Origin of the sequence: Microbacterium sp. USTB-Y (genome assembly GCF_023703415.1) — a bacterium.
In the GTDB taxonomy this organism is placed as follows: domain Bacteria; phylum Actinomycetota; class Actinomycetes; order Actinomycetales; family Microbacteriaceae; genus Microbacterium.
Genome location: NZ_JAGMTU010000003.1, coordinates 147,473 through 170,384, shown reverse-complemented (window position 1 = coordinate 170,384; position 22,912 = coordinate 147,473). Strand labels below are relative to the sequence as shown.

Annotated in this window: 23 protein-coding genes; 15 read left to right on the top strand and 8 right to left on the bottom strand. The window is 64.0% G+C overall.

The genetic code is table 11. The annotated features are described in order from the left end of the window. Positions 1-15 precede the first annotated feature (15 nt). Entirely contained in the window at positions 16-432 is a 417-nt protein-coding gene (locus J8G10_RS08030; protein WP_251442896.1) for a VOC family protein, read from the bottom strand. A 107-nt stretch (positions 433-539) separates the two neighbouring features. On the opposite strand from J8G10_RS08030, the gene J8G10_RS08025 reads away from it, so the two are divergent. From J8G10_RS08025 to J8G10_RS08010, 4 genes are all read left to right on the top strand, one after another. Further along, entirely contained in the window at positions 540-800 is a 261-nt protein-coding gene (locus J8G10_RS08025) for a ribbon-helix-helix protein, CopG family (protein WP_251442893.1), read from the top strand. Next, positions 797-1,213 carry a type II toxin-antitoxin system VapC family toxin gene (locus tag J8G10_RS08020; RefSeq protein ID WP_251442890.1) on the top strand — a complete coding sequence of 139 codons (417 nt, stop codon included), beginning with the start codon at positions 797-799 and terminating at the stop codon, positions 1,211-1,213. The genes J8G10_RS08025 and J8G10_RS08020 overlap by 4 nt, the downstream gene beginning before the upstream one ends. A gap of 139 nt (positions 1,214-1,352) precedes the next feature. Next, positions 1,353-2,738: a glycine--tRNA ligase gene (locus J8G10_RS08015; protein ID WP_251442887.1), complete on the top strand. Its 1,386-nt coding sequence runs from the start codon at positions 1,353-1,355 to the stop codon at positions 2,736-2,738. Between the two features lie 2 nt (positions 2,739-2,740). Next, a complete protein-coding gene (locus tag J8G10_RS08010) occupies positions 2,741-3,529 on the top strand; it encodes a hypothetical protein (protein ID WP_251442884.1) in 789 nt (262 codons plus the stop codon). 300 nt (positions 3,530-3,829) lie between these two features. Here J8G10_RS08010 and J8G10_RS08005 read toward each other — a convergent pair whose 3' ends face one another. From J8G10_RS08005 to J8G10_RS07980, 6 genes are all read right to left on the bottom strand, one after another. Further along, entirely contained in the window at positions 3,830-4,726 is an 897-nt protein-coding gene (locus J8G10_RS08005) for an RNA polymerase sigma-70 factor (protein ID WP_251442881.1), read from the bottom strand. Further along, complete coding sequence (locus tag J8G10_RS08000) at positions 4,723-5,052, bottom strand: carboxymuconolactone decarboxylase family protein (protein ID WP_251442878.1); 330 nt, start codon at positions 5,050-5,052, stop codon at positions 4,723-4,725. The genes J8G10_RS08005 and J8G10_RS08000 overlap by 4 nt, the downstream gene beginning before the upstream one ends. Before the next feature lie 154 nt (positions 5,053-5,206). Further along, the gene (locus tag J8G10_RS07995; RefSeq protein ID WP_251442875.1) at positions 5,207-6,238 is read right to left on the bottom strand and encodes a tyrosine-type recombinase/integrase; all 1,032 of its coding nucleotides are present in this window, start codon (positions 6,236-6,238) and stop codon (positions 5,207-5,209) included. Continuing rightward, complete coding sequence (locus J8G10_RS07990) at positions 6,235-7,170, bottom strand: tyrosine-type recombinase/integrase (RefSeq protein ID WP_251442872.1); 936 nt, start codon at positions 7,168-7,170, stop codon at positions 6,235-6,237. Before J8G10_RS07990 ends, J8G10_RS07995 begins: the two co-directional genes overlap by 4 nt. Then, positions 7,167-8,393, bottom strand: a complete 1,227-nt coding sequence (locus J8G10_RS19550) for a tyrosine-type recombinase/integrase (protein WP_251442869.1) — start codon at positions 8,391-8,393, stop codon at positions 7,167-7,169. Before J8G10_RS19550 ends, J8G10_RS07990 begins: the two co-directional genes overlap by 4 nt. A 203-nt stretch (positions 8,394-8,596) precedes the next feature. Continuing rightward, positions 8,597-8,758: a hypothetical protein gene (locus J8G10_RS07980; protein WP_251442865.1), complete on the bottom strand. Its 162-nt coding sequence runs from the start codon at positions 8,756-8,758 to the stop codon at positions 8,597-8,599. A gap of 161 nt (positions 8,759-8,919) precedes the next feature. Here J8G10_RS07980 and J8G10_RS07975 point away from each other — a divergent pair, with 161 nt between their 5' ends. The 5 genes from J8G10_RS07975 to J8G10_RS07955 all read left to right on the top strand — a co-directional run bounded on the left by J8G10_RS07975 (position 8,920) and on the right by J8G10_RS07955 (position 14,502). After that, positions 8,920-10,518, top strand: a complete 1,599-nt coding sequence (locus J8G10_RS07975; RefSeq protein ID WP_251442862.1) for an ABC transporter substrate-binding protein — start codon at positions 8,920-8,922, stop codon at positions 10,516-10,518. A gap of 65 nt (positions 10,519-10,583) precedes the next feature. Continuing rightward, complete coding sequence (locus J8G10_RS07970; RefSeq protein WP_251442859.1) at positions 10,584-11,558, top strand: ABC transporter permease; 975 nt, start codon at positions 10,584-10,586, stop codon at positions 11,556-11,558. After that, positions 11,545-12,423, top strand: a complete 879-nt coding sequence (locus tag J8G10_RS07965) for an ABC transporter permease (protein WP_251442856.1) — start codon at positions 11,545-11,547, stop codon at positions 12,421-12,423. Before J8G10_RS07970 ends, J8G10_RS07965 begins: the two co-directional genes overlap by 14 nt. Further along, entirely contained in the window at positions 12,420-13,454 is a 1,035-nt protein-coding gene (locus J8G10_RS07960) for an ABC transporter ATP-binding protein (RefSeq protein WP_251442853.1), read from the top strand. Before J8G10_RS07965 ends, J8G10_RS07960 begins: the two co-directional genes overlap by 4 nt. Positions 13,455-13,497: 43 nt before the next feature. Continuing rightward, positions 13,498-14,502, top strand: a complete 1,005-nt coding sequence (locus J8G10_RS07955; protein ID WP_251442850.1) for an ABC transporter ATP-binding protein — start codon at positions 13,498-13,500, stop codon at positions 14,500-14,502. A gap of 89 nt (positions 14,503-14,591) precedes the next feature. On the opposite strand, the gene J8G10_RS07950 is transcribed toward J8G10_RS07955, so the two are convergent. Next, positions 14,592-15,281, bottom strand: coding sequence for a GntR family transcriptional regulator (locus J8G10_RS07950; RefSeq protein ID WP_285814164.1), 690 nt, complete (start codon positions 15,279-15,281; stop codon positions 14,592-14,594). Positions 15,282-15,334: 53 nt separating this feature from the next. Between J8G10_RS07950 and J8G10_RS07945 the strand changes: the two genes are divergently transcribed. The 6 genes from J8G10_RS07945 (at position 15,335) to J8G10_RS07920 (ending at position 22,832) form a co-directional block, all read left to right on the top strand. Continuing rightward, positions 15,335-17,548 carry an acetate--CoA ligase family protein gene (locus J8G10_RS07945; RefSeq protein ID WP_251442847.1) on the top strand — a complete coding sequence of 738 codons (2,214 nt, stop codon included), beginning with the start codon at positions 15,335-15,337 and terminating at the stop codon, positions 17,546-17,548. Then, positions 17,549-17,905, top strand: coding sequence for a thioesterase family protein (locus J8G10_RS07940; RefSeq protein WP_251442844.1), 357 nt, complete (start codon positions 17,549-17,551; stop codon positions 17,903-17,905). A gap of 56 nt (positions 17,906-17,961) precedes the next feature. Next, positions 17,962-18,855, top strand: coding sequence for an enoyl-CoA hydratase/isomerase family protein (locus J8G10_RS07935; protein WP_251442841.1), 894 nt, complete (start codon positions 17,962-17,964; stop codon positions 18,853-18,855). A 22-nt stretch (positions 18,856-18,877) separates the two neighbouring features. Beyond that, complete coding sequence (locus J8G10_RS07930; protein WP_251442838.1) at positions 18,878-20,626, top strand: adenine deaminase C-terminal domain-containing protein; 1,749 nt, start codon at positions 18,878-18,880, stop codon at positions 20,624-20,626. Then, a complete protein-coding gene (locus tag J8G10_RS07925; RefSeq protein ID WP_251442821.1) occupies positions 20,623-21,414 on the top strand; it encodes an amidohydrolase family protein in 792 nt (263 codons plus the stop codon). The genes J8G10_RS07930 and J8G10_RS07925 overlap by 4 nt, the downstream gene beginning before the upstream one ends. 152 nt (positions 21,415-21,566) lie before the next feature. Continuing rightward, the gene (locus J8G10_RS07920) at positions 21,567-22,832 is read left to right on the top strand and encodes an amidase family protein (protein WP_251442818.1); all 1,266 of its coding nucleotides are present in this window, start codon (positions 21,567-21,569) and stop codon (positions 22,830-22,832) included. Positions 22,833-22,912: the final 80 nt, after the last annotated feature.

Here is a 22,912-nt window from a genome sequence, read left to right as displayed (position 1 = left end):
CGGAAACGCCCGGGGTCAGCTCTCCGTGCCGAGCACGAACGCCCCGGTCTCGCCGGGGTTCATCGCGATCTCCCAGCGGAAGCCGTCCGGATCGGCGAAGTAGCCCGAATAGCCGCCCCAGTCCCGACGCTGCGCGGGCATGACCGACGCGCCGAGCGCCGCAGCCTCCGCGAGCACCGCGTCGACCTCGGCCTCGGTGGCGAGGTTGTGCGCGAGCGTGAGCGGTGCGATGCCGGGCGCGGGCGGTGCGCCGATCTCGGCCGTGAACCCCTCGACGCTCCAGAGGGAGAGGATCATCCGCTCCGCGACCGGGAGCATGAGCACCTCGTCGGCCTCGAAGATCGGCTGCCAGCCCAGGCCGTCCACGTAGAAGGCCCTGCTGCGGGCCACGTCGGCGACGGCCAGGGTGATGAAGCTCACTCGCTGTTCCATGCCCGTCAGTGTGGCACCGGCCTCCGACGTTCGCGGTGGTGCGGGGCGACCGAGGAGTCCGCCACGAATCCGGTACCGATCGAGATGGTGAGTGGTACCGTCCTCCCATGGCGATGAATCTGAGATTGCGCCCCGAGGCGGCGGCTGCTCTCAAGGCCGAGTCGGCGCGCACCGGTCTCAGTCAGCAGGAGATCCTGCGCGAAGCGGTGGATGAACGGCTGGGAATCGTGAAACCCAGGGCGACGCGCCTGCCCGACTGGGTGGATCCACCCCGCGAGCCGTTTCGCGATGTTCGACCCCGGATCACGTTGCCGGCAGGTGCGACGATCATCGGCCTCCTGGATGAGCTTCGGGAAGACCGATTGTGAGGGTGCTCTACTTCGACAGCAGTGCGCTTCTGAAGCGCGTTCTCGCCGAGGCGGAGTCCGAGCGCCTGGCCGACGCCATGCTGCGGGAGGGGGACGCGGGCTCGACGCTCGTCACATCGAGGCTGGCCGAAGTCGAGGTCGCGCGCGCTCTGCAGGTCTACGAGGGAGACCTCCCGGCAGGGCTCCTGTCGGCGGATGCCTTGTCCGGAGTCGCGATCGCGCCGCTGCACGACGCGGTGCTCGCCTTCGCGCGGACGATCGGACCGCGACGCCTGCGCTCGCTCGACGCCCTCCATCTCGCGACCGCGGTCGCGCTCGGGGCGCATGAACTGTGGACCTACGATGACCGGCTCGCGCGGGGGGCAGAGCAGGTCGGCATCCGCGTTTCCGCCCCCGGCCGCGTGCCGTCCTGACGGTGCGGTCGGGCGCGCAGGCGGGGGTCAGCGGCTCGCGCGTGCTTGCAGGCCCTCACGGGGATCCTGTGCGCCGATAGGATTGAGTCGCGCCTCATCGTGCGCAATTCCCCGCATCATCGCGACCATTGGAGCCACCGTGGCCGAACAGTCCCGTCTTGACAAGGTCATCGCCCTCGCCCGCCACCGCGGGTTCGTCTTCCAAGCGGGTGAGATCTACGGCGGTTCGCGCTCGGCCTGGGACTACGGACCCCTCGGCACCGAGCTCAAGGAGAACATCCGCCGCCAGTGGTGGCAGACGTTCGTGCGCGGACGCGGCGACATGGTCGGCCTGGATTCTTCGATCATCCTGCCGAAGCGCGTGTGGGAGGCCTCGGGTCACGTCGCCACCTTCACGGATCCGCTCGTCGAGTGCCTGCAGTGCCACAAGCGCTTCCGCGCCGACACCCTCATCGAGGACTTCGAGGCCCGCAAGGGGCGCACGGCCGAGAACGGCCTGGCCGACGTGCCGTGCCCGAACTGCGGCACCAAGGGCCAGTACACCGAGCCCAAGGCGTTCTCCGGACTGGTGAAGACCTACCTCGGCGTGGTCGACGACGAGTCGGGCGTCTACTTCCTGCGCCCGGAGACCGCGCAGGGCATCTTCGTGAACTTCTCGAACGTGCTCACCGCGAGCCGCAAGAAGCCGCCGTTCGGCATCGGCCAGGTGGGCAAGGCGTTCCGCAACGAGATCACGCCGGGCAACTTCATCTTCCGCACCCGCGAGTTCGAGCAGATGGAGATCGAGTACTTCGTGCCGCCCGCCGAGGCGCAGGAGTGGTTCGAGCACTGGGTGAAGGAGTGCTGGGACTGGTTCATCGACCTCGGGATCAACCCCGAGAACATGCGCCAGTTCGACGTGCCCGAGGAGGACCGGGCGCACTACTCCGCCGGCACGATCGACGTCGAGTACCGCTTCGGCTTCGCGGGCAAGGAGTGGGGCGAGCTCATGGGCGTCGCCAACCGCACCGACTTCGACCTGTCCAACCACAGCGAGGCCTCCGGCTCGTCGCTGACCTACTTCGACCAGGCCTCGGGCGAGAAGTACACCCCGTACGTGATCGAGCCCTCGTTCGGCCTCACCCGGTCGATGATGGCCTTCCTCGTCGACGCCTACGTCGAGGAGGAGGTGCCCAACGCCAAGGGCGGATCCGACGTGCGCACGGTGCTGAAGCTCGATCCGCGCCTGGCCCCGGTCAAGGTCGCCGTGCTGCCGCTGAGCCGCAACGAGCGTCTCTCGCCGCTCGCCCGCGAGGTCGCCGACACGCTGCGCGGCCACTGGGCGATCGACTTCGACGACGCCGGCGCGATCGGGCGCCGCTACCGTCGCCAGGACGAGATCGGCACCCCGTTCTGCGTCACGATCGACTTCGACTCCCTCGAGGACGACGCCGTGACCGTGCGCGACCGCGACACCATGGCGCAGGAGCGCGTGCCGCTCGCCGAGCTCGACGCCTACCTGTCGGAGCGCCTCAAGGGCGCCTGAGCATGTCGTCGCCGATGCCCTCGCCGGAGCTCCCGGCGGGGGCATCGGCGCACCCGGGGCGTGCCGCCGTCATCGTGATCGCGGCCGGGGTCGCGCTCGTGCTGGGGTGCGCGATCGCCGCATTCGCCCTGCGTGGCGTGGAAGACCAGCAATCCGCGCGGCTGATGGTTCTCGGCGGCGTCCCCGCCGCGCTCGTCGCCGCGGTCGTGACGGCCCTCGCCCTGACCGGGATGCCCCTGTCGCTCCGCACGGCGTGCGGGGGCGCCGGGGCGGTCATCGCGGCCGCGGGGATCCCGTGCGGGGCGGCTGTCGCCCTTCCCGACGGGCGCGGCGAGGGGCTGGGCTCCGGGCTGCTGATCGGGCTGCTCTTCGTGCCGCTGGCCCTGCTTCTCGGGATCCTCGTGGGGATGATCGTGCTGTGGCCGGTGGCGGTGCTGCTGCTGGCGCTGACGCGACGCGGCGATCGTGCGCCGCGCACGATCCTCACCATGGTCCTGCTGCTTCTCGTCGCCGTCTCCGGCGTGACGGCGACCCTCGCACTCGACACGCACGGCTGGGCGCCGAGCCGCGGTTCCGGTGCGGCGATGTTCGCCGTGGTGTTCGGCCTGCCGAGCGATGCCGTCACCGTGAGGTCGGACCCGATGCTCTGGGTCACCCGTGCCCTCGTCGCGCTCATGGCGGCGTGCGTCGTCGCGTTCTTCCGCGTCGAACGTCGCGAGGAGCGCGAGGCCCGCGGGCGGACCCGCATGCGCCGTGCCGTCACGCGGAAGGGCCGCGACCCACGCAGGTGAGTCGCGGCCCTTCCGTGCCGGGACGGCGGGGAGTCAGAAGTCCTCGCCCTCGGCCTGCGAGGGGTGCTTCTCGAACCAGACGGGGCGGCCGATGTGCAGCAGTGCGTCGGTGTCGAAGAGATCGGGGTCGCGTTCCATGCGCGTGCTCCTTTGCGTACGAGTGGGGGGCTTGGATCCAGCCTCGCCGACGCCGGCCGGCGCCTCTGCGCGATGCGAGGTGAAAGAACCTCTGTTCCTTCGCACTGTGCAAGGAACCGCGGGATCCGGGCGTGCAGCGTGATCCTCCCCCCGAGAACATCGTCAGCGGCTGAGCGGCGCCTCCGCGTCCAGGCCGGCGAGCTTGCCCGGGTTCGCGACCGAGAACACCCGGGTGATCCGGCCGTCCTCGACGGCGAAGCTCACCGCGGCCGCGAGGTCGTCGCCGACCCGGATCCCCGCGGCGAGCATGCCGTTCACGCGCAGCGGCACCACGCTGTACGCGACGTCGAGCTTCGCGATGCTGCCCCGCAGGAACGCGATCACCCGGTCGGCGCCGTGCAGCGGCCGGCGCGCGGCGTGCCGGACGAGTCCGCCGCTGTCGGTGACCGACACCACGTCGGGCGCCAGCACGTCCATGAGGTCCTGCACGTCGCCCGAGTTCATCACCGCGATGAAGCGCTCCACCACCAGGTCGTGCTCGGTGGCGTCGACGGGCACACGAGGGCGCCGGGCGGCGACGTGGTCGCGCGCGCGGTGCGCGATCTGACGCACCGCCGCCCGGGTCTTGCCGACGGCGTCCGCGATCTCGTCGAACGGCACGTCGAACACCTCGCGCAGCACGAACACCGCCCGCTCGGTCGGGCCGAGAGTCTCGAGCACCGTCAGCATCGCGACCGACACGCTCTCGGCGAGCACCACGTCGTCGGCCACGTCCGCGGTCGTCAGCAGCGGCTCCGGCAACCACGGGCCGACGTACTCCTCGCGCCGCCGGGAGACCGACCGGAGCAGGTTCAGCGCCTGCCGGGTGACGATCCGCACGAGGTACGCCCGCGGATCCTGGATCCGGTCGCGGTCCACCCCGTCCCAGCGCAGCCACGACTCCTGCAGCACGTCCTCGGCATCGGCCGCGGATCCGAGGATCTCGTACGCGACGGTGAAGAGCAGGCCGCGATGGGTGACGAACGGGTCCTCGGGCTCGGCCGCCGGCGCGCTGCTCATGCCTGCGACGCTACGCCGGTCGCGGCAGACGCCAGAGGCGCCAGGCCGCAGGCGTCCGCGAACCCGTCGGAGTGGATGCCGAGAGCGATGTTCGTCCGGGCGGTGGCGTTGAGGTACCCGACCTTGGCGGCGAGCTCGAGCAGCGCGGGGGCGCCGATCTCCGCCAGCAGGGCGTCGGAAAGCTCGTCGGTCACCGCCGGCGGGGTCTGGCTCATCGCCTCGGCGTACTCCATCACCAGGCGCTCCAGGCGGGTGAACCGGGTCGAGTCGCGCCAGATCGGCACCTCGCGGGCCTTGTCCTCGTCGAGTCCCCGGTCGTGCGCCATGAAGTAGTGCAGGTCGAGGTTATGCCGAACTCGGCATAACGTCGATTGTTCCGATATGCGGGTTATTCCGATCTCTGGTCGACTTGCGGTGTGAGGACTGGGCAGTTGCCGGGGCGTCGGAGTTGCGTAATGGTCGAGGATCGGAATAACGCGTTCAGCTGGCAAGTCCGCAAAGTCGCTGGATGATGTCCTGTCGGTCGCGCCAGATCGGGATCGGTGTTGCGTCGGTGCCGATGTCGATCGTGATTTTCGCCAGCGCCTTGCGCTTCATCTCGGTGTCCGCGTGGGCATAGATGAGCGTCGTCTCGGGGTCGGCGTGCCCGAGCCACTCGGTGAGCATTTCGAGTGGCATCCCGGCCTGGTAAAGGTGCATCGCTCGAGAGTGGCGGAGCATGTGCGGATGAATCCTCTCGGGCACTTCCGCGTTGATCTGGTGAGCGGCGGTCGCGTATTGGCGCAGGAAGCGAGCGACATTGTCGTCGGACATGGGGGTCTTGCGATGGCGGTGAGTCGTGTAAAACAGCGGTTCGCCTGGGTCTGAGCCGGGGTGGAGCGCTCCGGTGTATCGACGGTAGTGCTCCGCGGTCTCTGCGGTAATTGGGAGCCTGCGCGGCTTGGCTCCTTTCCCGATCAGTTCAGCAGTTCTCCGTCGTGTGTCGATGGCGCCGACGGTGAGTGTAAGCATCTCCGCGTCTCGGGCAGCGAGGTCGTACATGAGAATCATGAAGAACTGGTCACGGAGCCCGGTCTTGGTGAGTGGGTCGGGGGTGGCGAGCAGTGTTGTGATCGCCCCGGTCGTCAGGTAGCGGATCGTGGTATTTGCTGGGTCCTTCTTCTGCGGGATCGCTGTGATGGCGGCGAGGTGCATGGCGAGGGTGGGCTCTGCTGAGGCGGCGTATCGGAAGAACGACCGGATGCATGCGAGTCGCTGGTTGCGCGTGGTCGCGCTCCATCCGCGCGTTGCTGTCATGTGATCGAGGAACTCGGCGACGAGTTCCCGGTCGAAGACCTCGAACGTCATCTGTTCCAGCGGGATCTGGCGGGTGTCTGCGACGTATCGGAGCAGCAGATTCCAGGCGTCACGGAAGGCGATGATCGTGTGAGGGCTCGCTGCTCGCTGGTGGGGAAGGAAGACGGTGAACCACTCTCGCAAATAGCGGTAGAAGTGGTCGGTGTGCTTGGTCATGTTGTTACCTCCGGAATGATGCCGGCCGCGCTGGTGAGTCCAGTTGCGGCCAGGCGCTCGGGCAGCAGGTGGATGTAGTAGGCAGTCGCGGCGTAGGTGTCGTGGCCCATGAACGCGGTGAGGTAGGGCAGCCAGACGCGCAGATCTCGGCCTTGCTCAACCCACTTCGTCAGCGTGCGCGTGGCGTAGTTGTGCCTCAGGGCGTAGGGGGACGAGCCGGGTGCGATGTTGCCGGCAAGCACGAGGCAGCGCTGGTAGGACGCCCAGACCCACCGACCCGGATAGGGCTCGCCCGGCCGTTGTTCGAAGAAGTACTCACGGCCGGGGGCTCGGATTTCGGCGAGTTGATCGAACCGATCCAACAGACCTAGTAGGTCCTCACCCACGGGGACGCGACGATCCTTGTTGCGCTTCGAGCGTTCGATTGTCAGGATCGCCGACTCGACGTCGACAGCATTGCGACGGAGCAGGCGAGCCTCCTGTGGTCGCAGGCCGCAGCCGAGGATGAGACGAAATAGGACGGGCAGCGTGTACTCACGGAACGGGCTGACCGCGGAGCGCGGGATACGGTCCGTGGCGGTGAAGAACGCTGTTAGCTCGTCGTCGGTGAACAGATGCGGCAGTTTCGATGAGCGGGGGCTGATCCATTCGGTGGGAAGCACGAATGCGTCAGTGCCCGTCAGGCGCAAGTACTCGCCGAACGCGCGGATCGCTTGGGCCTTGTAGGCGGGATAGTCGACGCGGGTGCCCTCCTGGCACCACTGTGTGGCCAGCTCGCGCGTCAACACGGCCTGGTCCGGATGGCGAGTGGCACAGAACCGGTCGAAGTTCAGCAGCGGATAGAGCCAGGTGCTCCGGGTGTAGCCGAGCGACTCTCGCCAGGCGAGCATCGCCTCGATCTGCGGTGCGAACACGCTCGTGAACGTGATCATCTCAGTCCCTCCCTCGTGCAGGCCCAACCATCCAGCGGCAGGCAGCAGTCTCGAAGAGACGTGACGGCCAGCGCGATGTAGCGCCGGGAGGACTCGACTCTGCCGTGGCCGAGGATCTGCGCTGTCAGCTCGAGTTCGACACCGGACTCGATGAGACGGGTGCCTGTGGTGCGTCGCAGGGCATGGAACGTCTTGCCGTCCCACGGCCGATGGCTGATGCCGGCCTTGTCGAGCCATCTGGCCATCAGGAGGGCACCGGTTGGACCGGTGAGCTTCACGAACGGTGCCTTTAGCCGCACGAAGACCTCGAGGGCTGCAGAATCGGGTCGACCGTTGAGCAGCCAGTCGGCGATGGCGTTACCGGCCAGCACCGACAGAGGCAACGTCAACTCCGCGGACGTCTTCGTTTGAACGAGGCGAATTTCGTCACGGTGCCAGTCGATCGCATCCCGGCGCAACGCGACAATATCAACGCCGCGGAGCCCGGTCGAGAGCGCCAAAGCGACCATCGCATAGTCGCGTTTGCCATGCGCGGTGGTGGTGTCGATCGCGGCAAGGATACGTGTCGTCTCGTCCGTCGTGAAGCAGGGCAGTACTCGTACCCGCCGTGGCCCGACCTTCCCCAACAACCCCTCAACGTCGAGATGAGTCAACCCCCGCTTGTTCGTGAACCGAACGAAGTGCTTGATTGCCCAGACGGGGTTACCCATGCCTGAAGTGTGTCGTGGACGCACGTCGACGAGATATCCACGAACATCATCAACCGCCAATTCACTCAACGGTCGACCGGCCCGGTGGAGGAAACGCAGGAACTGGCGGGCTTCACCAACCACCAGCCGCGTCGAGCCCGCCGATAGGTCCGGTCGTGACGAAGCGGTAAAGTCCTCGAGCAACGCTTCGTAGAGTGGCGGGACCCCCGAACGGGCCCGCCGTCGTTGCCAGCGAACGTCCCCGCTCTCCTGAAACTCCAGCATCGCCAACACCGACTTTTCCAGCGACGAGCGCATCACCGGCCCGATCTCACCTTGGCTAAGGCGCACATCCATGGCCAGCAGGAAGCGCTCAACGAGGTCGTCATCCAAGTGCTCTGTTGCCTGTGCCCGGCAGAAACGCACTACGGTTCGACAGCACTCTCGGTAGTACAACAAGGAGTTCGGCGCGAGTCCGACTCGGCCCGCCCCCATCAACACACCCTCGGCCAGAACTGACAATTCGTCGTCCACAACAAGACCTCCCATCGGATGGGCGCGGCCGTCGTTGGCCGTGCTCCCATTCACGATGCGCTGTCGGTCAGGTCGAAACCACCCCGATCATCAACGCTGGTCAGTCCCTCGCGTGATTCCGATCATCGCCGAGTCATCCGTCGAATGCTGATGAGGTCTTATGCGCGCATCTCACTCTCCGCTACGGAGGTCAGTTTCGCCTTTCAGACGCCGCGGCCGCGATCCCACAGCTCCGCTATGGACAGGTCCGGGGCGTACTCGATCCAGACGAGGCCGAGCGGATCCGGCTGCGGTGCCGGCTGGTCGACGCCGAGCTTGAAGAGTACGGCGGTGAGAGGCACGGACTCGACGCGGGGAGCGGGCACGCCTCCAGTTGTAAGAGTTCGGAGTGGCCCAGTGGGCGGCTTGAGGGGGAGTGGTCCAACCGTCTTCCGTCGTGTATGTTTGATCAAAGGTCAACCACAAGAGTGTGATGACTCACTTCTTCCGCCGACAACGCCGTCGGCCAAACAGATGGGATCTGTCCATGAATCTGAGGAAGCGCGCGGTTTCACTCGTGATCGCAGCAGTGCTTGTCACGGTGCTCGCGGGGTGCAGTGGTGGAGGCGGTTCACCCGACTCGACCGGTGGGTCGGAGAAGCCGCAGCATGGAGGAACGCTGACGCTGATCGGGAAGCAGGGCTGGCCGACAGGGTTGGACCCTGCTACCAGAACGAATGGCGAAGAGCAATTGATGACTGCCATCTATGGGGGGTTGTTCAAGCTCACCTCTGGCAAAGGCGACGACAAGGGTGGTGTCGTCGTTCCTGACCTCGCGCAGGACTACACGATCTCAGGCGATGGGCTTACGCTCGACATCAAGCTTCGGAAGGGTGTCAAGTTCCAGGACGGGACCGACTTCAACGCCGAAGCCGTGGTGTTCAATCTCAAGCGCGCTGTCGGTTCTGCCTGCGCCTGCGCGCCGAAGTGGTCTCTGCAGCCGGGCGATTCGATTGCTGCCGTCGATGATCTGACGGTGGCGATCCGATTCACGGAGCGCCCGGTCTCGGTGATCAACTCATTCCTTGGGTCGAATGCGAACTGGATCGCATCCCCGACTGCGGTGGCGAAGCTGGGCGACGCCTTCTCGGTCACCCCGGTCGGTGCTGGCCCGTTCAAGGTCGTCAAGAACGAGTCCGACTCGGAGCTGGTTCTCGAAGCGAACAAGGGTTATTGGGCGAAGGGTTTGCCCTATCTGGACGGCATCACGTACAAGCCGATCGAGGACCCCCAGGTCAGCTATCAGGCAATCCTGGCAGGCCAGGCGGACGCCATGATTGGCGCTGATGGATCTTCCTTGGTCGATCTGGCTCGTGAGAATCGGGACCTGTCGTTCATGAGCAACCCGCCTACTTCTCCGATGGCCGTGCAGCTGAACACGAAGAAGGGACCTTTCGCAGATAAGAAGGCACGCGAAGCGATCTACTACGCGACCAATGTGGACGCCATCAACAAGGGTCTGTTCGAGGGTGCGTACAAGGCCAGCCAGATGTTCACTGCCCCCGGAGGGCTGTTCTACCACGAGGAGATCCCCGGATATCGCACCTACGATCTCAAGAAGGCGAAGGCCCTGGTCAAGGAACTCGGCGGTCTCAAGGTGACACTCGGGACAATCGCGTCACCGAACGCGCAGAACGTGATGACCGTGCTTCAGGCGCAGTGGGCAGAAGCGGGGATCGACGTCAATGTCGTTGCCTATGCCGTGCCCGCCCTTCTCAAGCAGTATGAGGTCGGCGAGTGGGACGCGATGCTTCGAGTCGTCGGCGGATGGGACCCCGCTGCCGGCGTCGGAGTGAGCGGCTACTTCTCGTCGCAGGGACGCTACAGCGGAGTGGCCGATCCGGCACTCGATGATCTCCTCCGTTCGGCGGGCACCGCAGTCGACTCGAAAGACCGAGACGCTCTGTACTACAAGGCGGGCAAGCTCATCAGCGATGAAGCGTACGCGCCGTTCCTGTTCGCGTACGCTCCGGCGACCGTGGCGAAGGGAGTTCATGGCCCGGGAATCACCGTGCCGGTTCCCCCCATCATCAACAACTCCCCGGTGACCTGGGATCAGATCTGGATGGATGCCGGCACCCGATGAGTCAGCACACAGCTTCGGCAGGAGGCGGGGGCGCGCTTGCGCGTCCCGCCCCTGTCGGGGGCGGTGTGTCCAACGCACTGCGCTCGCCCATTCTCTGGCTTATCTTCCGGCGCATCGGGGGTGCAGTTCTGGTCCTCTTTGGCGCCACACTTCTAACCTTCGTGCTCATGAATGTGATATCCGGAGGGGCCGCCCAGCAGATCCTCGGGCCTGACGCCACGGCAGAACAGATTGCACAGCTCGAGGCAAAGCTCGGCCTGGATCAGCCTCCCCTTAATCGGTATCTTGGATGGCTTGGTGGCACGCTCACGGGTAACTTCGGTACCTCGCTGACGTCAGGACAGCCCGTCAGTGCCATCATCGCGTCACGAGCCCCGGTGAGCTTTGAACTTGTTCTGCTGGCATTCCTGCTGGGGGTGATCTGCGCGTTTCCCGTCGCGCTCATGGCGGCCCGGAAGCCGGGAGGGGTCGCTGACCGGATTGGGATGGCAGTGAGCGTCTCAGGTCTGTCGATCGCCGGCTATGTGGTGGCACTGGTCCTGGTGTTGGTGTTTGCCGTCAATCTGAGACTCTTCCCCGCGATCGGTTACATCCCGATCAGCAAAGGGCTCGGGCCGAATCTGTGGTCTCTCGCTTTGCCAGCCATTGCGATGGCGCTACCGGGCTTCGCCTTCTACGCGAGATTCCTACGTGGAGATCTCATCGAGCAGATGCAGCAGGACTACGCGTTGGTTGCAAAGTCGAAGGGGTTGCCACCGGGGCGAGTGCTCGTCTTCCATGCTCTTCGGAACTCACTCACGGGGCTTCTTACTGTTGTCGCACTCAACCTCGGAGCCCTCATCGGGTCCACGGTGATCATGGAGCAGATCTTCGGACTTCCAGGGATTGGCAAGCTCCTCCTTGAGGGAATCGTCAATCGTGACATCGCAGTAGTCCAGGCATGTGTGTTGATCTTCGCAGCCATCGTCGTGGTGGCCAACCTCGCTGTGGACATTCTGTACGCAGTGATCGATCCAAGGATTCGCCATGGCCGAGACTGAACTATCCATCGTAGGTCGAGTTGATTCCGGCGGTTCTCGACGTATCCCTTCCCGAAGGCGAGATGTGCCTCTTGACCTCGTGGTCCCCGGCGGGATACTGGCCCTGATCGTGGTCTCTTGCTACCTTGTGCCATTGCTCGGAGCGGTTCCGAGCCCGATCGGGGGAAACGTCCTCGACGCGAACCTTCCGGTTTTCAGCCCAGGGCATCTTCTTGGAACCGATCAGGTCGGGAACGACCTGCTGTCGCGCGTACTCTATGGCGGAAGGGACTCGCTTCAGGTCGCGTTCGCGGTAACAGCGATTGGGTTCATCGTCGGTGGGGCGATGGGTGCTGTCGGCGCTTACGTCGGCGGTATCGGGGACGCCATTCTCATGAGAATCCTGGATGTGCTCATCGCCTTCCCGTCGCTGGTGCTGATTATTGTCGTCGCACAAGCTCTTGGACCCAGCCCTGTAAATACGGTGCTGGCAATGTCGGTGCACAGCATTCCAGCATTCGCGCGGGTGGCGAGAGCCGCGACGCTCAGCCTGAGGAACCAGCCCTTCATGATGGCTGCGAAGCTATCCGGCACCAGGAGCTCGCGGATCCTCGCTCTGCATATCGCACCGAACATCGGCCCCCAACTCGTTACTTATGCGCTCCTGAGCATGGGCGTGACGATCATCGTGGCAGGTGCTCTGAGTTTCCTCGGTTTGGGAACACCACCTCCGTTCCCTAGTTGGGGGAACATGATCGCCGACGGTCAACGAGCCATGCTCCGCACCCCCTTGCTCGTTCTCGTGCCTAGCGTGGTGCTGTTCCTCACCGTCCTGTCATTGAACCTCCTCGGCGAGGCACTTCGAATGCGATGGAGTAAGCGATGAGTTCCCCCACAGCTGTTGAACACACGCTGACTGATCAGAACGACCTTCTGCAGGTCACGGATCTTCGGGTCACCTTCCGGCGCGGCACGCGCGACGTGCACGCGGTCAACGGCCTGAGCTACGCGGTCGACCGGGGAAAGACTCTGGCCATCATCGGCGAGTCGGGTTCCGGCAAGAGCGTGAGCTCGCGCGCACTGATGGGGATACTTCCGGACTCGGCGACGATCGAAGGCGAGATCCGAGTCGATGGGATAGACCTGCTGTCGCTCACCGACTCGCAGATGCGAGCGCATCGCGGCAGCACCATTGCGATGGTCTTTCAGGACCCTCTGCGTGCCTTGAACCCGACGATGAAAGTGGGCGCGCAGGTCGTCGAAGCCGTTCGTGCGCATGGAGGCGTGTCTCGCCGTGAAGCGAAGGACCGTGCGCTTGAGCTTCTGCGGCTTGTTCGACTCCCGGAGCCCGTGCAGAGATTTCATTCCTATCCGCATCAGCTCTCGGGCGGAATGCGTCAGCGGGTGGCGATCGCCGTTGCCCTCGGCGGCAATCCACGTGTTCTCGTTGCCGACGAAGCGACGTCATCGCTTGACGTCACTACCCAGGCGCAGATCATGGATCTCCTCAAGGATCTGCAACGTGAACTCAACATGGCCCTCATCATGATCAGCCACGACCTTGGGCTCGCAGCGAGTTACGCCGATGACGTGATCGTCATGTATGCAGGCCGGGCTGTGGAGCGAGCGAGCGCTGTGGATCTCTTCCAGAACGTTCGTATGCCGTACACGAAAGCGCTACTCGAGGCGATTCCTGATCCCAGGCGTCCTCCGCATGCCACCTTCACGGTTGCCCCCGGACAGCCACCAGATCCGAGTCAACTCACGAGCGGCTGCGCGTTCGCTCCAAGATGTGCCAGAGCCCAACCGAACTGCGCTGAGCAGGCTCCGCCCTTTGCCGAGGATGCCGACGGGCATAGATATGCGTGCTGGTACCCCTTGGGGTACGCGCCTGAGCTGGAGACGAACAATGCGTAGAGCCCCTAAGGCGAGGATGGAGCCAGTTCCTCCCGGATCCCCTATGGGTTTTGAGCCGCTACTGGAAGCTCACGATCTCGTGCAGCAGTTCGAAGTCCGATTGCAGGGAGGCATCAGCGGCGGAGTCGTCCAGGCCGTTTCCAACGTATCGCTGAGCATCGGCCGGGGGGAGACCGTCGCGCTCGTGGGCGAGAGCGGGTCTGGAAAGTCGACGTTCGCGCGCTCGATCATTCAGTCACCGCCTCCCAAGTCGGGGCAAGTCTGGTTCCTCGGAGAGGACCTGACTCAGTTGCGCCGACGCGGTCTCATGAATGCACGCCGGCAGCTGCAGATGGTCTTCCAGGACCCTTTCGCGTCCCTCAACCCTGAGTGGCGAGTGCGTCAGATCGTCGAAGAGCCCCTCGTAGGCTATGGCGTCGGCACTCGAGCTGACCGCCGGAAACGAGTTGACGAGGTGCTGAACCTCGTTGGCCTCAACCCGCAGACGTTCGCCCGGCGACGCCCGTCTCAACTCTCAGGCGGTCAGTGCCAGCGGGTCGCCATCGCGCGGGCTCTCACCCTCGACCCTGCTCTGATCATCTGCGACGAAGCAGTGTCCGCACTGGATGTGATCGTCCAAGCACAGATACTGAATCTCTTCGAGAAGCTCCGCGCAGAATTGGGGCTCTCCTACCTCTTCGTGTCCCATGACCTTGCGCTCGTCAGGCAGGTCAGCGATCGGGTCGCGGTCATGCACCTCGGTGAGATCGTGGAGGTCGCATCCGCGGAGGACCTCTATCGCGCGCCGGCTCACCCCTACACCCTTGCGCTCTTGGAGTCTTCTCCGAGCACTGATCCGGCGGCTCCCCGACGCCCCGTTGTCACGATCAAGGGCGACCCTCCCTCTCCGCTCAATCCTCCGAGCGGTTGTCGATTCCGCACCCGCTGCCCGATGGCACAGGACAAGTGTGCGGAGGAACGACCGCGTCTTACCGCGATATCGGCTGGGCATCAGGTTGCTTGCCATTTTCCCATCCATGGGGACCCGAAAGAGCGCGACCTGGGATGACTGCTGCAGATCGACTCGGACCTACCGTGCAAGGAGAAGCAACACAGGGTTCTCCCTTGACGAGGATGGGGGAGCGCCTTTCGGATCTGTCACGAGCTGCGGAGGCTCGCCTGAAGCCCGTCGAGTACTCGGTCTTCCATGTTCATGCGCGCAGCCTCGGCGGCGGACGTATCACGACGAAGGCATGCATCGACGAACGCATTGACCTCGTGCCCCAAGAACGAACCGATGTCGATACCCGCAAGCACTGCATGTCGTACGTATCGCTGCTGCCTGTGTCGCCAGGTGATCGCCTCGCGGAACAGTTCGGGTCTTGCTGCTCGACGGTAGACGACGTCACGAATTGCGAAGGCGGTCTCGTCGATGCCGTCAATATCCCTCGAGGCGACGGCCGCCGAGCGAGTCTGGAGCAGCGACGCCATCTCCGTCAGGTCGTGCTCTTCGAGGGCTGGAACTCCCAGGCTAAGGAGGCGCCGCTCGAGGGCTCCGCACACTGTCATCACGAGCTCCGCGTCAGGGAACGTAAGGGGAGCGACACTGCTCCCGGTGCGCGGATAGGAAACCACCAAGCCCTCGGCTTCGAGCCGTCGAAGCACCTGGCGTGCCGGCGTCAGGCTGACGCCGGCACGTTCCGCCACATCAGCCATCCGGAGCCGAGTTCCAGGGGGGATCGTAAGGCGGACGATGTCCTGACGCATAGCGCGAAGAACTGACTCCTCCACGGAAAGAATCGGCGGCAACTCTGCGAGAACAGTCTCGCCTTGTGGAATCCCAATCATCCCCCTATCGTATCATCAAACGTTTTTGATCAAATATCTAAAGTGAGGTTCACATGATCAGCTCCGAGTGCTGGACGAAGCTGACGCGGCCGCGTGCCATCGCAATCGTGGGCGCATCTGAACGGAACGGTCCGGCGAGTTTTGCTGCGCGTTTCGTGGCCTCGAATGAGCAGGTTGGGTTCGAAGGGGAGATCTATTTCGTGAACCCCCGACATGATTCGGTGTTTGGGCGCCCCTGCTATCCCGATGTCGCGTCCGTGCCGGCATCCATCGATGTCTGCGTCGTCAACGTGGCAGCGCCGCTTGTGGCGGACGCCGTGAAGCAGGGAATTCGACAGGGTATCCGCGTCTTTGTCGTCCAGGCCGCAGACTTTGCCGAAGCCGGCGTCGAAGGTGCACGCCGTCAGGCCGAGCTTCGTGACGCCTGCGATCAGGCGGGCGCGGTCCTGATAGGCCCAAATTGCCTGGGTTACGTTCACTTCGAAGGCCACGCGGCCGCCTACGGAGCTGTGCTTCCCACGGGGATCCGATCGGGTGAGGTGGCGGCGGTCTGCGGCAGCGGATCCGTATCGGTCAATCTCATGAGACTCGGGACGGAAATCGGCCTCCACTCCGTGTTCTCGACGGGCAACGAAGCGGTGACCACCGCGGAAGACATCATGGAACACCTGGTGGAGGACCCGACTGTCAGGGTCATCGCCATGTTCGTCGAGACGCTTCGTCAGCCGCGACGCTTTCGCGAGCTCGCCGCGCGCGCGCATGACCTCGACAAGCCAATCATCGTGCTCAAGTCAGGCGTCACGGAGACGGGCGCGGCGGCCGCACAAAGTCACACTGGTGCGCTCGTGGGGAGCGGGCGTGCGTACGGAGCCTTCTTTGAGCAGCTCGGGGTCGTTCAAGTCAATGACTTCGACGAACTGCGAGAGACGGTGCGACTCTTCAGCGCCCTGGGGCCGCGCCTGATCAAGGCCAATGGAGTCGGCCTCATGTCCGTTTCCGGTGGGAAGGCGACGATCACCGCCGACATTGCAGAGTCCGAGGGGGTGCATCTTCCCGCTTTCGAAGACTCCACTCTGGCAAAGCTCTCCTCAGCTCTGAGCCTTCCGGCTGGCATCCGCTGCAACAATCCCGTCGATCTCGGCATTGGATTCCGTGGGTCCAAGAGCCTGTCCGACACCATTGGCGAGGCAATGAGGGCGGTCGCGGACGATAGCCACATCGGAGCGATCCTGATCGCACAGAACCTCGGTGACGAACTGGCGAAACCGAACCCACTCGAGCAGTTGATCATTCGTGCCGTCACCGGAGCCGGTGAGCATCTCGGAGTCCCTGTGGTGGTCGCGTCCGACGAGGGAGGGCGTACCAGCTTCGCGGGAGTCGAGTCCATGACGTCAGGCGATGTCGTGGCTCTTCGTGGCTTGAGACCAGCCGCGGTCGCCGTCGCGGGACTGATGAGGTGGTACGCGCCCAGCCGGTCCCACTCCGAAGGCGTGAGATCCGCACGTCGCGAAGACGGTCAGACTGACATCTTGCCGACCGAGATCCGCGAGCTCCTCGACCCAGCGCACACTGCGAGTCTTCTAGGCCAGTACTCCATCCCCGTCGTACAGCCGATCGTCATCACCTCACGAGAAGACGTGGAGCGCGCCGATCTCACCTACCCGGTCGTTGCGAAGATCGTCTCTCCAGATGTGTTTCACAAGAGCGATGTCGGAGGAGTCGTCCTCGGCATCCGTTCACCTGCAGAACTTGTCAGCGCCTGGGATCGTATCCGCGACGCCGTGGCCAGCGCGCAGCCCAGTGCTCGATTCGAGGGAATCGTCGTCTCGTCGATGGTTGCCGGAGCGGAACTGTTCCTCGGTGGACACGTCGATCCGGAACTGGGACCGATCGTGGCCATCGGCATGGGGGGAACCAACGTCGAGCTGTTTGCGCCCCCCAAGCTCATCGTGCATCCGTTCAGCGAGTCTGACGCGCGCGAAGCGTTGGACTCCATGCCGGGGGCCGAACTACTTCGAGGGTTCCGAGGCGCGCCGCTCTCCGATGTGTCGGCGATCGCCAAAGTACTGTGCGCGCTTGGCGAGCTCACGTCCGATCTCGCGGACCGAGAGGCCTCGATCGATCTGAACCCGTTCATCGTCGGGGAGGCGTTCGCCGGCGGAATCGCGGTCGACGCGCGGATCACCGTTAAGGCGCTTTCTGGCGGAATTGAGGATAGCGGAACGTCAACCGACGAGGCCGCACAAGAGACCCGGACGGAAAGGTAAATGATGACCGAGTTGACAGAAGGCTCGAAATGGTCACAGCAGTGGGAGATCACGCAGCCCATGGTCACCGTGCACATGTCACGGGCGGTGCTGTCCACCCCCGCCATGATCGGGCTTATCGAGGGGACCTGCCATGGTGCCGTCGAGTCTAATCTCGATGCTGCGCAGACGACAGTCGGAACGCACATCAATGTTTCCCATCTCGCGCCCGCTTCCCTAGGTGAAGTCGTCACGGTCTCGTGCGAACTGATCGCCGCCCGAGGGCGTCGACTCGAGTTCGAGGTCGACGTGCGTGTGGGGGACCGCGTGCTCAGCCAGGGGTTTCACACCCGGGCGATAATGTCCGACCTTCCATAGGCCGACACGTGGGCAACTCAGGGCACCCGCTGCCCGACTTAGGAGAAGGAGAAAGCATGGGTACGAAGCGTTGGGACGGAGAGACCGTCGATTCCTGGGTCGACGAGCACGGGATCGGCACGGTAATGCTCAACCGGCCAGAGAAGCTAAATGCTTTCAATCCCAAGATGACCGAGGAATTCCGCTTCCACATGGAGAGGTTCCGTTCGGACGACGCGGTCAAGGCCGTCATCATCGGCGGCAAGGGGCGCGCCTTCTGCGCCGGGCACGATGTGGGCACTGGCGGCGGCGTGACCGGGCTGACTGCCGATGGCAAGTCATCTGATCCGCCCCAGCGTCAGAGGTTGCGCGAAAGCTTCGACGTTGTTGGGGAACGGACCAACTACATCCTCTTGTTTCCCAAGGTGACGATTGCGATGGTGCATGGGTACTGCATCGGCGCCGGCACCGGCATCGCCATGGCCTGCGACCTAACGGTCGTCGCCGATAACGCAGTCATCTCGTGGGAAGCGAATCGCCACGGGCGTGCAACAGGCTCCGACCTCTGGGTCATGCTCCATCTCGGACCGAAGAAGGCCCGGGAGCTCGCACTGACTGGAGGACGGATCGCCGGCAGCGAGGCAGAAGCGCTCGGCTGGGCAAGCCGTAGCGTGCCGGAGGAAGACCTCATGGCCGAGACGATGCGACTCGCGCGTCAGGTCGTACTCCAGCCTCGCGATGGCCTCGCGCTCGGAAAGGCCGTGCGCCAACTCGAGTTCGAAAGACTCGGCATTGCCAACCGCGCCGCGTTCGCGTTGGAGAACACGCTGTTCACGAACATTCGATTCGAAGACGACGAGCCCAGCTTCTTCAGGGACAGACAGGATTTCGGCCCACGCGAAGCGATGCATCGCCTGAAGCAGCGCTACGACGACGCGCGAAATGCTCAACCGGCGGACCTCGATGAGTGATGAGTCTCGCGGAGGTGCTGTCGTGAACGTGCACGAGGACCTTCTGCTCAAGCACTGTCAGCTCGCCAACGTCTACTCGGGAGAGATCTACACGACGGACATCCTGATTCAGGACGGACAAGTGGTATCGATTGACGCCGGGCAGTCGTCAACAGGGGCGCGAGTCATCGAGTGCGATGGACTGTTCGCTGTGCCCGGCTTCATCGAGCCCCACATGCATCTCGAGTCGACGGGACTCTGGGCTCCGGAACTTGCTCGTTTGCTTGTTCCGCGCGGCACGACCACCGTCGTCGTCGATCTCACAAATCCGTTGCATACGGTAGGGCCTCTGGGCCTCCGCGACATGATCGATGCCTTCCGGGATCTCCCGTTGCGCTCCTACTTCTCCATCCCGTCCTACGCCCCACTGGATCCCACACGAGAGACGGCTGCCTACGAGCTGTCATTGGATGATCTCGAGATGATGCTCGACTGGACTGAGTCTGTGAGCATCGGAGAGGCAGTGTCGTCGAAGGTTCTCTCCGCCGACGACGAGTTCCTCGCTCGAGTGGCCACGACCCTCAATCGTGGTCTCCGTGCCAGCGGTCACGGTAACGACCTGCCAGCCCACGACGAATCGGCTCTCGATGCTTACGTCGCGTCCGGCATCACGGACGATCACGGTACCCGGACTCCAGCAGAGATGGTGAGTCGGCTGGCGCGAGGATTGACGCTGTTCATCGTCGAGACACCCACGCGGTACAACTTCTCCGAGGGAGTTCTTGATCACCTCAAGAACAATGCTATTCCTACACGCTCACTGCAACTCTGCGTTGACAACATCACCGCCAGAAATGTCGCAGCCGACGGGCACGGGTATTTAGAACGCCCCTTCAAGATGGCGATTCAGGCCGGTCTCTCGCCCATCGACACGATCCGAATGGTGACTCTCAACCCCGCTCGCTACTACCATGTCGAGGATTCCATCGGGAGCATTGCGCCTGGCCGACGAGCAGACATTCTCCTTCTCGAGGAACTCGACAAGTTCCCCCCGAAGGTTGTGATCGTAGATGGCCGTATCGTCGCACGAGACGGGGCACTTCTCGGCTCCCCGCCGACAGAACAGATCCCTGACCGCTTCAGAGACACGATCAGTCTCCACCCGGCAGTCACGCGAGAGCGGCTATCGATCGCGGCACCTCCGAACCGGGAGCATGTGAGAGCACGCGTGCTCGCCCTGCCTGAGCCCGGACGGGCGGGGAACACCTGCGAGATCGCTGAGCTTCCTGTTCGAACGGGGCGCGTTCACCCGGATAGCGAGAAGGACATCGTCAAGTTCTGCATGGTCGAGCGATATGGACGAAACGGGAACATGGCGGTGGGCTTCGCGCGGGGCTTCGGACTTCGTCGCGGAGCCATCGCGTCGTCGATGTCGCTACCGTCCAACAACATCGTGGCCCTCGGCGTGAACGACGATGACATCTGGACGGCAATTCAGCATCTGGCAGCGATCGGAGGGGGGAACGTCGCCGTGGCAGATGGACAGGTGCTCGCCGACGTGAAGCTACCCATCGGGGGCATCATGTCCACCGCTCCTTTCGAGCGCCTCGTCGACGAGCTGGAGAGGGCAGACCGAGTCGTACACGACGAACTCGGATCCAACAGGCTCACGCCGTTCTGGACGATGAGTGCGACCGTCCTCCATACGGCGCCGGAGCTGGGATTCACTGACCGTGGCCTATACAACCTGGAGACGGATAGCTTCATGAGCATTCTGGAGGACCCATCATGAAGGGCCATGGTGAGGTCCATCACACGTCCACGACACTCGCGAGAAGGATCCGATGCGCGCAAGGCCTCGAGCCTGCTGACCTGATCGTTCGAAACTGCGAGCTCGTCGACGTCAACCTTCAAGAGACCAGACCCGCCGACATCGCGATCATCGACGGCACAATTGTGGCAGTTCGACCAGAGTTCGACGGCCTCGCGAACGTCGAACTTGACGCCCGTGGGCAATTCGCCACACCTGGGCTTGTGCAGACAGCGACAGCTGCGTTCCCACCTGGCGGACTCAGCGCTGGCGACGCGGCGATATCCAGGGTTTGGGCACACGAGCCGCAGAGAGCTCCAGACTCTCCGGTCGAAGACGTACCGGAGGAACTTCACGCGTTGGCCGGCTCGCCCCTGACTATCTTCTTAACCGGTAGGGCGCAATCTGAGGACGTGCTCGATGTGCTTCGGCAGGGACGAATCCCCGTCATCACTGACCTCGTGGAGGAGGAAAGCATGCTCGCGCTTTTCAGATCTCTCGGAGACAGTCGGATCGACACACGAAACGTCTGCATCAGTGCCGTTGACGTGCCTGTCCGGACCGTGGTGTCGGCCGCCGGCTCAATGGGTGTCCCGCCGCTCGAAGCCATCCAGATGGCGACTCTGAATCCTGCGATGTGCCTCGGGGTCGACCATCACGTCGGCAGCATCACCCCGGGTCGTTACGCCGACATCACGATCACGCCAACGCTCGTGCCCACTTCGCCCGCCGTCATGATCCGAAGAGGAGCCGTCACGTGGAAGGCCTAACGTCAGACGCCGAGAGCGGGGCTTCATCAACAGGCGACCACCAAGACGCGCACACCAGCACGCGCTCACGAGCCGCACGGCAAGCCACTGGCCTCCGCGGTTGGCTCGACTGGTCGCTGGACGAGCGGGCCGAACATCTTCGGGAGGCTTACGTGTCCGCGGAGGAAACCACTGCCGGAGGGAACGTCTACATCTCCTTACAACAGCCCGAATCCTCCATGATCGAACCCGAAGTCATCGAAGGGTGGGCGAGGATCCCAATTGCTGTCAAAGACAACATCGATGTTGCGGGGTTCGCAACGACCGGGGGTGCTCACTACCTCGAACACATTTCCTCGGCGGACGCTCCATCCGTAGCCCGACTTCGCTCCCGCGGAGCTCATGTGCTTGGAAAGACCAACCTCCACGAGCTGGCGCTCGGAGTCACGAGCAACAACGCCACCTTCGGTCCTGTGCGCAACCCGCTGAACAAGTCGCTTGCTGCAGGTGGATCTTCAGGAGGAAGTGCCGCAACGATCGCCTACGGAACCGTACCGCTGTCGCTGGGGACGGACACGGGCGGGTCGATATCGATCCCCGCTGCCTTTTGCGGAGTTGCGGGGTTCCGGCCGTCCACCGGTCGCTATCCCTCGGACGGTGTGCTGCATCTATCGCCGACCCGGGACACGATCGGAACACACGCCAACTCGATCGGCGACCTCCGCATTGCGGACGAGGTTCTGTCCTCCCGAAAAGGGCAACCTGTCGAAGCCCCCACTGAAATCATCTGCGGCGTTCCTACGAGTTTCATCACCGACGTGGACGACGCTGTTGGCCAATCCTGGGAGCAGGCGGCCGAAGTATTGCAACAGGGTCGATGCCGACTGGTGCGAGTCGATCTCCATCAGCTCGCCGACGAACTCTCATTCGCGGGACGAACGATCGTTGGCTGGGAGGCACCGAGATCTCTCGTGGAGCACCTCCGTGCGAAGGGCTTCCATCCTGAGATGCGCTCTCTCGAAGACCTAGCAGCCAGAACCGCCTCACCTGACGTGGCCGCGACGGTTCGCGGCTGGATCGAATCACCGGTGCGAGAAGAGGACTACGCTCAGGCGCTCCGTACACGTGCGCAGTTGCAAGAAAAGTACGTCGACATCTTCCGGACCAATGGCCTGGATGTGCTGGTATTCCCCACAGTCCCCGTCCTACCGCCTCCTATCGGGCAGGACCGTACTGTTGACCTGTCGGGACAGCAGAAGCCACTCTTCCCGACCATCACAAGACACGTCACTGCCGGAACTGTGCTGGGTACCCCGATGGCCACCGTCCCGACTGGCCGCCAAGGGGTGACCTCTACCGCTGTCACGATTCAAGGCATGCCAAACGGAGATTTGCGGCTACTCCGGATCGCGGAAACGATCGAATCAACCCTCAGATAAAGACGGGGTGAATCGATCCGGTTCGCGGGGTCGGGCGGATTCCGCACTGGTGCAGCGAGCACCTACCACCCGGGCAACCT